Annotated in this window: 16 protein-coding genes and 1 tRNA gene; 6 read left to right on the top strand and 11 right to left on the bottom strand. The window is 64.4% G+C overall.

Annotated elements, in window-relative coordinates:
• Window positions 1-28: 28 nt before the first annotated feature.
• Together I6F21_RS03440 and I6F21_RS03435 are read right to left on the bottom strand one after the other, a co-directional pair.
• Complete coding sequence (locus I6F21_RS03440; protein ID WP_036022650.1) at window positions 29-775, bottom strand: ABC transporter ATP-binding protein; 747 nt, start codon at window positions 773-775, stop codon at window positions 29-31.
• Window positions 768-1,523, bottom strand: coding sequence for an ABC transporter ATP-binding protein (locus I6F21_RS03435; RefSeq protein WP_018317619.1), 756 nt, complete (start codon window positions 1,521-1,523; stop codon window positions 768-770). The genes I6F21_RS03440 and I6F21_RS03435 overlap by 8 nt, the downstream gene beginning before the upstream one ends.
• Before the next feature lie 340 nt (window positions 1,524-1,863).
• Between I6F21_RS03435 and I6F21_RS03430 the strand changes: the two genes are divergently transcribed.
• Window positions 1,864-2,511 carry a hypothetical protein gene (locus I6F21_RS03430; protein WP_167361655.1) on the top strand — a complete coding sequence of 216 codons (648 nt, stop codon included), beginning with the start codon at window positions 1,864-1,866 and terminating at the stop codon, window positions 2,509-2,511.
• 3 nt (window positions 2,512-2,514) lie between these two features.
• Here I6F21_RS03430 and I6F21_RS03425 read toward each other — a convergent pair whose 3' ends face one another.
• Window positions 2,515-2,874: an ArsC family reductase gene (locus tag I6F21_RS03425; RefSeq protein WP_036022641.1), complete on the bottom strand. Its 360-nt coding sequence runs from the start codon at window positions 2,872-2,874 to the stop codon at window positions 2,515-2,517.
• Between the two features lie 105 nt (window positions 2,875-2,979).
• On the opposite strand from I6F21_RS03425, the gene I6F21_RS03420 reads away from it, so the two are divergent.
• The gene (locus tag I6F21_RS03420; RefSeq protein ID WP_074447872.1) at window positions 2,980-3,351 is read left to right on the top strand and encodes a tRNA-binding protein; all 372 of its coding nucleotides are present in this window, start codon (window positions 2,980-2,982) and stop codon (window positions 3,349-3,351) included.
• 13 nt (window positions 3,352-3,364) lie between these two features.
• On the opposite strand, the gene I6F21_RS03415 is transcribed toward I6F21_RS03420, so the two are convergent.
• Entirely contained in the window at window positions 3,365-4,096 is a 732-nt protein-coding gene (locus I6F21_RS03415) for a glutathione S-transferase N-terminal domain-containing protein (RefSeq protein ID WP_036022638.1), read from the bottom strand.
• An 86-nt stretch (window positions 4,097-4,182) separates the two neighbouring features.
• A complete protein-coding gene (locus I6F21_RS03410) occupies window positions 4,183-4,347 on the bottom strand; it encodes a hypothetical protein (RefSeq protein WP_167361654.1) in 165 nt (54 codons plus the stop codon).
• 166 nt (window positions 4,348-4,513) lie between these two features.
• On the opposite strand from I6F21_RS03410, the gene I6F21_RS03405 reads away from it, so the two are divergent.
• The gene (locus I6F21_RS03405) at window positions 4,514-4,726 is read left to right on the top strand and encodes a hypothetical protein (RefSeq protein ID WP_128262035.1); all 213 of its coding nucleotides are present in this window, start codon (window positions 4,514-4,516) and stop codon (window positions 4,724-4,726) included.
• 6 nt (window positions 4,727-4,732) lie between these two features.
• Here the strand turns inward: I6F21_RS03405 and I6F21_RS03400 are convergent, their stop codons facing one another.
• Window positions 4,733-5,404, bottom strand: coding sequence for a DUF429 domain-containing protein (locus I6F21_RS03400; protein WP_225140231.1), 672 nt, complete (start codon window positions 5,402-5,404; stop codon window positions 4,733-4,735).
• 941 nt (window positions 5,405-6,345) lie between these two features.
• Here I6F21_RS03400 and I6F21_RS03395 point away from each other — a divergent pair.
• From I6F21_RS03395 to I6F21_RS03385, 3 genes are all read left to right on the top strand, one after another.
• A tRNA-Arg gene (locus I6F21_RS03395) sits at window positions 6,346-6,501 on the top strand.
• A gap of 98 nt (window positions 6,502-6,599) precedes the next feature.
• Window positions 6,600-7,925 carry a TROVE domain-containing protein gene (locus I6F21_RS03390; protein WP_225140230.1) on the top strand — a complete coding sequence of 442 codons (1,326 nt, stop codon included), beginning with the start codon at window positions 6,600-6,602 and terminating at the stop codon, window positions 7,923-7,925.
• Between the two features lie 110 nt (window positions 7,926-8,035).
• A complete protein-coding gene (locus I6F21_RS03385; RefSeq protein WP_036022627.1) occupies window positions 8,036-9,376 on the top strand; it encodes an RtcB family protein in 1,341 nt (446 codons plus the stop codon).
• Window positions 9,377-9,450: 74 nt separating this feature from the next.
• On the opposite strand, the gene I6F21_RS03380 is transcribed toward I6F21_RS03385, so the two are convergent.
• From I6F21_RS03380 to I6F21_RS03360, 5 genes are all read right to left on the bottom strand, one after another.
• Window positions 9,451-9,972 (bottom strand): sigma-70 family RNA polymerase sigma factor, encoded by a 522-nt coding sequence (locus I6F21_RS03380; RefSeq protein ID WP_036034160.1) that lies wholly within the window; start codon window positions 9,970-9,972, stop codon window positions 9,451-9,453.
• Complete coding sequence (locus I6F21_RS03375) at window positions 9,969-10,178, bottom strand: DUF2892 domain-containing protein (protein ID WP_036022623.1); 210 nt, start codon at window positions 10,176-10,178, stop codon at window positions 9,969-9,971. The genes I6F21_RS03380 and I6F21_RS03375 overlap by 4 nt, the downstream gene beginning before the upstream one ends.
• A 95-nt stretch (window positions 10,179-10,273) precedes the next feature.
• The gene (locus I6F21_RS03370; protein WP_225140229.1) at window positions 10,274-11,458 is read right to left on the bottom strand and encodes a serine hydrolase domain-containing protein; all 1,185 of its coding nucleotides are present in this window, start codon (window positions 11,456-11,458) and stop codon (window positions 10,274-10,276) included.
• A 72-nt stretch (window positions 11,459-11,530) separates the two neighbouring features.
• Window positions 11,531-12,223: a GNAT family N-acetyltransferase gene (locus I6F21_RS03365; RefSeq protein ID WP_225132997.1), complete on the bottom strand. Its 693-nt coding sequence runs from the start codon at window positions 12,221-12,223 to the stop codon at window positions 11,531-11,533.
• A 4-nt stretch (window positions 12,224-12,227) separates the two neighbouring features.
• Complete coding sequence (locus I6F21_RS03360) at window positions 12,228-12,575, bottom strand: Lin0512 family protein (RefSeq protein WP_225140228.1); 348 nt, start codon at window positions 12,573-12,575, stop codon at window positions 12,228-12,230.
• Between the last annotated feature and the right edge of the window lie 109 nt (window positions 12,576-12,684).

The raw sequence follows: 12,684 nt of genomic DNA, 5'->3' as shown, positions 1-12,684 counted from the left end.
GTTACTCTCGATCGTCCGGCCTGCTCGGCTACACACCGAGATAGGTGTGGAGCTTGTCCATGTTGGCGGCAAGCTCCGAATTGGAAAACCCGTCAATGATCTTGCCGTGCTCGACTACGTAATAGCGGTCGGCGACGGTGGAAGCGAAGCGGAAGTTCTGCTCGACCAGGAGGATCGTGAAGCCCTCCTTCTTGAGCCGCGCAATGGTATGGCCGATCTGCTGGATGATGACGGGTGCAAGACCCTCGGTCGGCTCGTCCAGCATCAGGAAGCTCGCGCCGGTGCGTAGGATGCGCGCGATCGCCAGCATCTGCTGCTCGCCGCCCGACAGCTTGGTGCCCTGGCTGTTCAGCCGCTCCTTCAGGTTCGGGAACAGCTCGAAGATCTGGTCGAGCGGCAAACCGCCTTCGCGGACAACCGGCGGCAGCATCAAATTCTCGCGGACGTCGAGGCTGGAGAATATGCCCCGCTCTTCCGGACAGAAGGCGACGCCCATGCGCGCGATCTTGTCGGAGGTCGCGCGGATGATCTCCTGGTTGTTGAACTTCACCGAGCCGGTGCGCTTGCCGATGATGCCCATGATCGACTTCAGCGTCGTCGTCTTGCCGGCGCCGTTGCGCCCGAGCAGGGTGACGACCTCGCCCGCGTTCACGTCGAAGTTGATCCCGTGCAGGATGTGAGACTCGCCGTACCAGGCTTCCAAGTTGCGGACTTGCAGGATGTTCCCGCCAGTCGCAGCCCTGGCCGGAGCCTCGGCGATCGCTGTATCAGGCATGACCGGCTCCCAGGTAAGCTTCCTTGACGCGCTCGTCCTTGGTGAGCTCGGAGTAGTGGCCTTGCGCGAGCACCTGCCCGCGCGTCAGCACGGTGATGATATCGGAGAGGTTGGCCACGACGCTTAAGTTATGCTCGACCATCAGGATGGTGTATTTCGCGGAGATGCGCTTGATCAGCGCCGCGATCTTGTCGATGTCCTCGTGGCCCATGCCGGCCATCGGCTCGTCGAGCAGCATCATCTCCGGGTCGAGCGCCAGCGTGGTCGCAATCTCAAGTGCACGCTTGCGCCCATAGGGCATCTCGACTGCCGGCGTGTTGGCAAACTCGTTGAGGCCGACATCGTTCAACAGCTCGCGCGCGCGGTCGTTGAAGCGGTTGAGCACCGACTTGGAGCGCCAGAAATCGAACGAAGAGCCATGCTGGCGCTGCAGCGCGACACGGACGTTCTCGAGCGCGGTGAGATGGGGAAACACCGCCGAAATCTGGAACGAACGGACCAGCCCCATGCGGGCCACATCCGCCGGCGCCATCGCGGTGATGTCCTGCCCTTTGTACAGGATTTTCCCGGCCGACGGCTTGAGGAACTTGGTCAGAAGATTGAAGCAGGTCGTCTTGCCGGCCCCGTTCGGGCCGATCAACGCATGAATGCTCCCACGGCGAACCTTGAGCGCAACGTCGCGGACGGCGAAGAAGCCCGCGAACTCCTTGGTCAAGCCTTCCGTTTCGAGAATGAACTCATCGGCCAAACAGTTTTCCCCCTGCCCGCGCGCGGCGCGTGGCTGTCCTTGTTGCTTCGGCTGTCCGGAGGACTTGCAGCCCACCGGGGCGCCGCCTCCGGGCGCGGAATATGCCGGAGGTGACGGGGGTTAGGCAAGGCGGAAAGCTGAGCAGGTCAGGCCTCCGGCCGGGGTACAAATGCTCCCTTAGTCGCAGAGGTCGATGTCGTGCCTGCCCGGCCTTTCCGGTTCGCAAGGCACCGGCCATCAAGCCGTCGTTAACGGTCTTTCGTCTCCCGCGCCAGCCTTCATCGAAAATTTTCCCGCAAGCCCGATCATCCCAGGGTTTTCACGCGCGGAGAATATTGTCTTGGATTTTGCAAGCGCCGCTCCCTCCGTCGTCAAGTCGATCCGCCAGCGTGATCTCCTCAACACGTGGCTGCGACTTTATGCGCGCCAGCAGATCGCTCCCGCGATCTGGGAGTATCAGCCCGCGCGGCTCGAGGAGGAGCTGTCGGATCTCATCTATTATACGGTGGAGCTTTCGACGCCGACGCCGCGTCTGGTCATCCAGAGCGAAGGCACGCGCATCTCGCGCGCCTATGGGCATACCGGCAAGGGCGTTTCGCTCGATGATTACGTCGGGCCGCGGCTCGCACCATACGTGATGCCGATCTATCATGAATGCGTCGCGCGCGGCCTTCCGATCTACAGCGTTGCCGACGTCGACGACGCCTATGGCCGAATCGTCGCGTATGAGCGGCTGCTGCTGCCGTTCCTGACCGACGGCAGGGTCAGCCACGTCATCGCGTCAGTAAAGACCTTCTGCGAGGACGGCGGCTTCGAGATCAAGAATCTGATGCGCGGAAATGACGCGCTGCCGCGCCCGAAGCTGCGGGCCGTGATCGATCGCGAGCTGTTTCATCGCGCCCCCGGCCGCATCGCACCCGCCGATCCGGTCGAGTTCTCGGACCAGCCGGGCCGCGCCATCTCCAACGAGATCATTGAGCTGAACTAGCCGTCAGCGCGCCTTGCCGCCGACCTCCTTGGCATAGATATCCGGCTTGAAGCCGACCAACAGCTTGCCGCCGATTTCGAGCACCGGCCGCTTGATCATCGATGGTTGCGCTAGCATCAAGGCCAGCGCCTTCTTCTCGGTGAGGCCTTCCTTGTCGGAGTCGGGCAGCTTCTTGAAGGTCGTCCCGGCGCGATTGAGCAGGGTCTCCCAACCGACCTTGTCGCTCCACTGCTTCAGCCTGTCCTTCTCGACACCCGCCGCCTTGTAGTCGTGAAACGCGTAAGCCACGCCATGGCCATTGAGCCAGGCGCGGGCCTTCTTCATGGTGTCGCAGTTCTTGATGCCGTAGATGATGGTGGGCAAGACGGTCCTCGCGCATGGCGTAGCGGTGATGTGCGTGGCGTTGTACGAAACTCCGCGTCGCGCGACAATGTCGCGAGACGCGTCACCCCACCGAACGGACATCCCATGCACGTCACCCACGATCCCGCAGCGGCGGCCGCACCGACCATCGACTTCGACACATTCCTCGCGGTCGACGTCCGTGTCGGCACCATCGTCGACGCCAAACCGTTTCCGGAAGCGCGCAAGCCAGCCTGGCGGCTGTGGATCGATTTCGGCCCCGCCATCGGCGTGCGCAAGAGCTCGGCCCAGATCATCGACAACCACCCGCTCGAAAGTCTCGTGGGCCAACAGGTCGCGGCCGTCGTCAATTTCCCACCGCGCCAGATCGGCCCGGTCGTCTCCGAGGTGCTGACGCTCGGCTTCCCCGATGCCGACGGCAAGGTGGTGCTGGTGCAGCCGAGCAAGCCGGTGCCGAACGGCGGACGGCTGTTCTAGCCTCAGGGCCTTGTCAGGGCCTTGCCGGAATGTTCAATCCGCGCTGCACCGCGGGACGCGCGAGGCCGCGTTCGAGCCAGGCGCCGACCGCCTTAAACTGGGCGAATTCGACGAGATCGCCGGCACCATAAAAGCCGATGAGATTGCGCACCCAGCCGAGCATGGAGATGTCTGCAATGGTGTAGTCGTCATCCATGAACCATTGCCGGCCGGCCAGATGCGTATCCATCACGCCGAGCAGGCGCTTGGCTTCGGCGACGTAGCGGTCACGAGGCCGCTTGTCCTCGTAATCCTTGCCGGCGAATTTGTGGAAGAAGCCGACCTGACCGAACATCGGCCCGACGCTGCCCATCTGGAAGTGCAGCCATTGCAGCGTCTGATAACGCCGCGCGGCATCCTGCGGCAGCAGCTTGCCGGTCTTCTCCGCGAGATATTGCAGGATCGCCCCGGACTCGAACAGCGCCAATGGTTTCCTGTCGCGGGGACCGTTGGGATCGAGGATCGCCGGAATCTTACCGTTGGGATTGAGCGAGAGGAATTCGGGCGTCTTCTGGTCGTCCTTGCCGAAGTCGACCAGATGCGCTTCGTAAGGAAGCTCGATCTCCTCCAGCATGATCGAAACCTTGACGCCGTTCGGCGTCGGCAGCGAATAGAGCTGAAGTAATTCCGGATGCTTGGGTGGCCAGCGCCTGGTGATCGGAAAGACTGACAGACGGTCCCAGTTGGGGACAGGAATGGAGGACATATCGGACATCGGGACTCTGGGTGCATGGACTGAGGCGTGCTCAATCTAGGCAAGGTACCGCACCGCGCAAGTCACTTCCGGCTGTGCTAGGGCGGCAGTGTCGCCATCGCCACGAACGGGGGCATTGCTTCATACTGCAGCCTCGACTCGATCTGCAGCCTCGACTCGATGAACCATTGACCCGTGATCAGCAGCAGGGCCGTAAAGGCAACCGCGAGCATCGCGGTCGCCAATTGGCACACGTCGTACATGGTGTTCTATATCCCTCGACAGCCTCTGGCGTAGAACGTCGGCTCAGGCGCCACGTTCCAGACGGCAACCAAATATTGCTACTTTTTCCCGATCCTGCTGCGACGGCATCGCTCTGTTCCGGCGGCTCTCAAAGGGACCAATGGCCCCCTCGCGCGTTGTCGCATAATGAACATCGAGAAACGCGCCCTGCTCGACCACGCCGAACGCTGTCGCCGCGTCGCGAACGATCTCACGCACAGCAAAGCGGCGCAGCGGTTGCGGGCGATGGCCGAGGAGTACGAAGCGAGAGCAACAAGACTGGACGACGAAGACGTCCGCTCGACTCCAAGCCGCAATAGTCGCTGCCGGCTGGAAGGTAAAGGCGAGCGGCAGGGCTGATCGCCTTCAGAAGTTGATCTCCATCCGTAGTCCGCGCGGATCGATCCTGCCGTCACCAACGGATTGCGTGCTGTCGCGCGCTGCGACAGCGCAGGCACAGGCGTCGATGAGATCGTCGCGACCGATCCCGGTGCCGTGGCGAAGCGTGAGCCATCTCTTGACCTCAGTGAAGCCGCGGCCTCTCAAAAGCGCGATACGCTGCTCGCGGCCCCGCGGCGAGGACTTCGGTTCGAGCCGCACGCGTCCTGCCAGATTCCAGAAGATCAATTCCGGATGCGCTTCGCCGATCGTCGCCTGCCGCGCCGGCGTCATGGCTTTGTCGACCTCCCTCATCTTGTCCCTGATATTCCAGAGCTGCGCCGACACGCCCCTGCCCTCGCCTTCGTGCTTCCAGTAATGGCGATTGGCCGCCGCCATGTCGTGGAACGCCCAGAGGTCGCGGCGCGCGCCGAGAAACACGGCTGGGCCGATCAGTTCGCGTGCGCGCAAATCGCAGGCGCGGTAGCCGCTCGCGTTCAGTCCGATCGGCATGTCGATCATCGCGCGGGCGTGCGGGATTGCGAGCAGACGCATCAGGCTTGGCGAATAATCGAAGCCTTGATCGCCGCGCTCGTCAATCCACGCTGCGACCCAGCCGAAGCGAAATCCGTCGAGCCCCAGATAGTTTTTGCAAGTCATGCGTCCGTCAATTTCAGTTTCCTCGCGCGTCTCGCTTGACATCCGCAAGTTGCGGGCGTATGTCCCGCGCCCTCGCAAGCACTTCCGTTTGCGACAGACACCATGAACCGAGCGATGTCGTACCGCTACGAAAGAATTATCCGCATACCGAATAGCCCAAAGCTGTTCGATTGCGCATGCCCGGCCCATGGGAGCGATCTTGCCTGACCGCAAGATCGACAGTCCGCTTCTCACGGACCCTCCCGAGCCTGCCGCTCCGGAGGGTTTTTTGTTGCCCGCCGCGCGGCCCCACCGAACATCCCGGCAATGGCCGGAACGAGAGACCCGGATCTCGGGGCTCGCGCTGGAGAGGCGCGTGCCCAAATGCGCGGGGCCTGCCGGAGGGAACGAGGCGATGAGCCGGACACCGATGGCAGAGCGAACCCAGTGGGTTCGCAATGTGCGGCGCGTCGACAGCGCCGCGATCGAATTTTTCTAACTCGGTTTGCCGTGAGGGATCGCGGCTCAACCGACGCTGGTGGTGAAGATGTCGGATACTTCTCCACACGGCACAGCGGGTATGCCTCCCGCCTTTGACACACGCACCGGGATGCGGCCTCCGAAAAGGCTTGCACGCGGCCCGGCGCAGGATCTATCCGTTGGGGACAGAGACTGTGTTGTTGTCACTGAAAGCCGATATCGCCCGTTCCCCAGCGTACCCATCAATGGCCGATGCGAAAGCACTGGCCTGGCGGTGGTGAAGATGTCTGTTACTTCGTGGTAAAGGCGGGAAAGCGCCGAGCAGGTTCGAACCCTGCGCGCCGAAAGGCGGATCGCCCGCAAGGGCAGCAACAGCATCGATCGTTCCCCGCCAACCCGTCACGATCCGTGGTGAAGATTTCTGTTACTTCGCCTGCAACGCGAGAGGTCGCGGGTTCGAATCCCGCCCGGTGTCCCATGCACCGGTAGCTCAGAGGATAGAGCGCTTTCCGGCGAGCTTCGGCTCGTCGGGTACAGCAATCGCCCGTTCCCGGATCGTGTCCCCTAGCCACCGCCGGTGGTGAGGAGCGCTGTTACTTCGGATCGCAATGTCGAAGGTTCGACTCCTTCCGGACGAAAGTCCGTAGCTCAGCGGTAGAGCATGTGACTTGCCCGCAAGGGCAGTACAGCCTCGCCTGTTCCGTTTCCATCCCCATCAACCCAAGAGGAGGCCATCATGGTCAGGCTCAACAAGATCGTTCGCGCCTTCACGCGGGAGGGCGCACGCGCAATTCGCTTCACGCCCGAGATGGAGCTGAAGCGCGCGCTGATGAACTGCCTCCTGTGGGAGGACCAGTTCTACGAGGATGGCGTCGCCATCGCCGACCGCATCAAGGCCCTCGTGCCCAAGGTCGCGCCCGCGCGCGTCGCGCAGCTTGCGATCGAGGCGCGCGAGGTGATGAAGCTGCGGCACGCACCGCTCCTCGTCATCCGCGAGATGGCGCGGAACGAGAAGCACCGCACCCTCGTTGCCGACACGCTCGCCCAGGTGATCCAGCGTCCCGACGAGATGACGGAGCTGCTCGCGATCTACTGGGCGGATGCGCTGGGGCCGATGCAGCAGCGCAAGCGCCAGCCGGTCTCGGCACAGGTGAAGAAGGGTCTTGCCCGCGCGCTGACCAAGTTCGACGCCTATCAGCTCGCCAAGTGGGACCGCGACGGCGCGGTGCGGATCAGGGACGTTCTGTTCCTGGTGCACGCCAAGCCGAAAGACGCCGATCAGGCGAAGGTGTGGAAGCAGCTCGTCGATGGCGAGCTCGCCTCCCCCGACACCTGGGAGGTTTCGCTCTCGGCCGGCAAGAACAAGCGCGAGACCTTCGAGCGGCTGATCGCCGAGCGAAAGCTCGGCGGCCTGGCGCTACTGCGCAATCTGCGCCTGATGCAGAACGCGCAGGTCCCGCGCGAGACCATCGCAGGCGCGATCGAGGCGATGCGGACGGATCGTATCCTGCCCTATCGCTTCATCACGGCGGCGCGCTATGCGCCGGACTTCGAGCCCGAGCTCGAGGCTGCGATGCTCAAGTCGATCAAGGACCATGTGCGGCTTCCGGGCCGCACCCGGCTCCTGATCGACGTGTCCGGCTCGATGTTCGCAACGCTCTCCGCGCAGTCGGAAATGACGCGCGCGGAGGTGGCGTGTGGCCTTGCCATTCTCGCCCGCGAGATCTGCGACGAGGTCGAGATCTTCACCTTCTCCAACGAGGTCGTGAAGGTCCCTCCCCGCCGCGGTTTCGCGCTGCGGGATGCGATCATCAACTCGCAGCCGCATGGCGGAACCTATCTCGGCAAGGCGGTGACGGAGATCGACTGCAAGGGCGATCGCCTCATCGTCTTCACCGACGAGCAGAGCCACGACCAGGTCCCCGAGCCGAGGGCGCGCGGCACCATGGTCAACGTGGCCTCGTATCAGCACGGCGTCGGTCACGGCGCCTGGACCCGCGTCAACGGCTTCTCCGAGGCCGTGGTCGCGTGGATCGCGGCGTCCGAGACGGCGTTGACCTGATGCGCAACAACAATGGCCCCGGACGCGAGATGCGCCCGGGCCAACGAAATCTCTGAAATGATCCGCCCGCCCCCGTTATGGTGCGCGCGGAATGACAAGGATCTACGACCATGCGACGACCCGATCCCTACATGGAACGCGCCCGCGAGCTCTGCCTCGCCGCCGGTGTCGATCCCGACTCGCGCGTCGGCGAAGGCCGCGGCCAGCCGGCCTGGTGCCTGTACAAGGACGCAGCGCGCAAGGAGCATCTTGCCCGCGAGGCCAATGCGACCGCGAGCTCGATCGCCGCGTTCCGGACGCAGGACGCCCGCTTCCAGAATGCGCCGCTGAAGGTGTTCGGCCCGCATGAGGAGGCGACGATCGCGCAGATGCGCAATTGCATGGCCATCGGCAATGTCGTCTCCGGCGTGATCTGCGCCGACGGCCATCTCGGCTATGCGCAGCCGGTCGGCGGGGTGATCGCCTATGAGAAGCAGATCAGCATCTCCGGCGTCGGCTTCGACATTGGCTGCGGCAACATGGCGGCTCGGCTCGACACGCGCTTCGACGACATCGCGGGGATCGCTCCCACGATCATCCGCGACGTCGCCAAGGTGATCTCGTTCGGCGTCGGACGTGCCAACGCGGAACGGGCCGAGCACGACCTGTTCGACGACGGCGAGGCCTGGCGCGAAAGCGACATGGAGGACTACCGTCAGAAGGCGGTGAAGCAGCTCGGCACGGTCGGATCGGGCAACCACTATGTCGACCTCATGCGCGACGAGGAAGGCTTCGTCTGGATCGGCGTCCACTTCGGCAGCCGCGGTCTCGGGCACACCTCCGCGACGCGCTACCTCAAGGCCGCCGGCGGCAAGGACGGCATGAACGTCCCGCCCGCCGTCGTCGACGAGGACAGCGAGCTCGGCCGCCGCTACATCGCGGCGATGCAGCTCGCCGGGCGCTATGCCTATGCGGGCCGCGAATGGGTCGTCGAGCGCGTCCGCCAGATCATCGGCGGCAGCGTGACCGAGAGCGTGCACAACCACCACAATTATGCCTGGCGTGAGACCCACGACGGCAAGGATTTGTGGGTGGTGCGCAAGGGCGCGACGCCGGCGTTTCCCGGCCAGAAGGGGTTCGTCGGCGGCTCGATGGGTGACGACGCCGTCATCCTCGAAGGCGTCGACAGCCCGGAGGCCAAGGCCTCGCTCTACTCGACCGTGCACGGCGCCGGCCGCCTGTTCGGACGGCGTGAGGCGAAGCGGCGCTTCTCGCGCGAGGAGATGGACCGCTGGCTGAACGAGCGCGGCGTCACCTTGATCGGTGCCGACCTCGACGAGAGCCCGATGGCCTATCGCCGCCTGCCGGACGTGCTGGCCCAGCACGCCGGCACCGTGCGCGTGCTGCACACGCTGCGGCCATTCGCCGTCGCCATGGCCGGCGAAGGCGAGTTCGATCCGTGGAAGGACTAAAGCGAAACCGTGGGCGGGAGGCGACGTCTCCCGCCCACGTCACTCCATTTTCTTTCTTTGAATCCGGTCGCCTCTCATCTCGTCAGATATTCGCGCATTAACGCGCGGGCGCGATGCAGCCGCGCCTTCACGGTCTGCCTGCTCGCGCCGAGCGCGGCGGCAATCTCTTCGATCGTCATCTCCTTGACGTCGCGCATCAGCGCGACATCGCGATAGTGCGGCGGCAGCGCCTCGAACGCCGCGGCGACGTCGAGCCGCAGATCGGCCTCAGGGCGCAACAGCAGTGCGGCCTCCGCCTCGGCGCCATCGACCGCCGGCACAACGCCGGCCCGGCGCGCGAGCCGCAGGCATTCGCGCCGGACCACGCTGAACAGCCAGGCCGACAACGCCAGCAGCGAACGGATCGTGCCGACGTGGCGGAACAGGATCCACAGCGCCTCCTGCGTCGCATCCTCGGCGTCCGCCGAGCTGCGGCAGGTCGCCCGCGCATAGCGACGGATGTCCGGCTGCGTCGTCTCGAGCAGACGCGCAATCGCCTCGGCATCGCCGAGCCGCGCGGCCTCGAACAGGTTTGGCGAGATCGCCGCCGCGCTCACGACACCCCTCCCTTGCCGATGCCCGCTATCGCGCACATCGGACAATAACCGACGAGACCGGTCAGCGCGAAGCCGGCGCCACCGAGCGCGACCAGCCATGCTGTCGCGCCGGCAAGATAAACGAACGCCGCAGCCGCCACCGCAATCCCCAGGACGACCCGCACCACCTGATGCAGTCCGCCGATGTTCTTCCTATAGAATCCCATCACATCCTCCGATATGGGCCGAGACCGATTGCCTCGACCAACAAGAGGACGCGACGGCCAAGAAGGATTCGCGCTGACGGAAGATTTTTTTGCGATCAGGCTCCGACCGCCTGATAGGCCAGGCGCTTGAACTCGAAGAAGAACGGATTCCAGAAGCCCATATAGCGCTGGGCCATCAGCACGCCCGCCGTATTGGCTTCCGGACAGATCCACCAATGGGTCCCGGCCAGGCCGCCCCATTGGAATTCACCGGTCGAGTTCGGGGGATCGAACGGTGTCGGCGCGAAGGTGACGGCGCCGCCGAGGCCAAAGCCCTTGCCGGGAATCGGGCCGAGATTGGCAAAGCGGATGGTCTGGCCTGCGGGCAGCTGGTTCGTCATCATCTGCCGCAGCGTTTCCGGCTTCAGCAACGCATCGGACCCGGGCAGCAGCGCACACACCAGCGCGAGCATGTCTGGCAAGGTCGAGACCAGACCGCCGCCGCCCGAGAGCCGCGGCAGCGGCCGCCGATAGGCTTGCGGGTAAGGCAGATGGTCGGCCCGCGTGAGGCCGGGCTTCATGGGGTCGAGCACGTCGGCGCCGTTGTAGAGCGCGACCAGCCTGCCCTGCTGGGCCTCGGGGATATAAAAGCCGGTGTCGGTCATGCCGAGGGAATCGAAGATGCGCGCCTTCAGGAAGGCGTCGAGCGGCTGGCCCGAGACGACCTCGACCACACGGCCGAGCACGTCGGTCGCCACGGAATATTCCCAGGCCGTGCCAGGGTGATAGGACAGCGGCAGGTCGGCGAGCCTGTCGATCATGTCGCTGAGCGGCGTCAGCGGATTGAGCACGCGCGCCTCGTTGTAACCCTTGAACAGCACCGTGCCGGGATCGAAGATACCGTAGCTGAGACCGGAGGTGTGGGTCAGGAGCTGGCGGATCGTGATCGGACTCTTCGCCGGCTCGACATCGGCAAGGCTCGAAGCGCCCTGCTTCAGCACCTTGCGATTGCCGAGCTGCGGCAGGAATTTTTCGACTGCGTCATCGAGCCCGATGCGGCCTTGCTCGACCAGCAGCATGATCGCGCAGGTGACGAAGATCTTGGTGTTGGAGAACGCCCGGAAGATATGATCGGGCCGCAGCGCAGTGTTGGCCTCTCGGTCGGCAAAGCCCACGCATTGCTGATCGACCACCTCGCGGCCGCGCAGCACGGCCCAGGATACGCCGGGAATGATCTCCTGATCGACGTAGCGCTGCATCGCCGTCCGTACGGCGGAAAAATCAGTCGTTCTGGCGTCCATGTGCTCGCCCCCCGATTTGTGGTTGGAATCGATATAGCGCGATTTCTCAGGATATGAAGCCCACGGTGCAGCTCATCCCTGCTTCATCAGCACGGTGACCTGCAGCCGGCGCCGAATCCGCATGCCCTGCCGCTGGTACAGCGCGATGGCAGACGTATTGCTCGCGAACACGTGCAGGAACGGAATTTCGCCGCGCGCCTCGATCTGGCGCGCGATGGCGGCGAGCAACGCCTGTGCGTAACCGCGACCGCGATGATCGGGATGCACGCAGACCGCCGTCATCTCGGTGAAATTGCCCGGCTTCATCCGCTCGCCGGCCATGGCGACCAGCTCGCCGCGTGCACGGATGCCGAGGAATGTGCCGAGCTCGTGCGTCCGCGCCGCAAACGGCCCGGGCTTGGTCAGCTCGGTCAGCGCCATCATGGCGGGAACGTCAGTCGCGCCGAGGCGGACGATCTCGGCATCGCGCAGCGAAGTGTCGGCGGGCGAGCCGATCAACTGCTCGCCGGGCTCCGCGAGCAGCACCTTGAAGCCGGCGGGAATTTCGACGGGCTCGGGCGTGAACAGCACCGCGACTTGCGAGCCCGACATGAGATCGCCGAGCGCCGCAAAACTTGCCGCGGACATGTCCGCCATATCGGCAAACGGCGTCATGTCCACGGGATAGCGCAGAGCCCGCGGGCCGCCCTCGGCCAGATGCTTCTGGCTCGTCGTCAACGCGCTCCAGATCGGGCGATCCAGCAGCGCCTCATCGCTCGCGGACATCGGCCTAATCCTTGTCGAAGCTGACGATGACGGCGGCATTGGCGATCAGGATGGGATCGTTGGCCACTTCCGTGGCCGAGGGGATCTCCAGCCCGCCCTTGACCGCGGTGACGGTCACGGTGCCGTAAGGCAGCTCCTTGGCGACGGCTTCCTTGTCGACGGTTTCTGGGTTCGGCACGCCGATCGTGACGTCCACGAACATGTCGTTCGCGGTCTTGCCGATCATCCGAAAGAAGCCGAGGCTGGAATGCCTGATGGCATCGGAGACCGCGCGCTTGGCCGCCTTGGTGGCGTCCCTGCCGTGGACGTCGACGCCCATGCCCATCTCGGTGACACAACGAACGCGAGGCATGCTTTATTCCTGTGGCTGGTTGGGTAGTGGAGAGTTTCGACGATCGGCACGCCCAACACAAGTGTGGTTGTCATGTTGAACCGAGACGTGCGCCACAGGCTCCGTCATT

Origin of the sequence: Bradyrhizobium sp. NBAIM03, assembly GCF_020194055.1 — a bacterium.
Classification (GTDB): Bacteria; Pseudomonadota; Alphaproteobacteria; order Rhizobiales; family Xanthobacteraceae; genus Bradyrhizobium; species Bradyrhizobium yuanmingense.
Note: the sequence above shows the minus strand (reverse complement) of the source record. Positions and strands in the feature narration are given on the sequence as shown.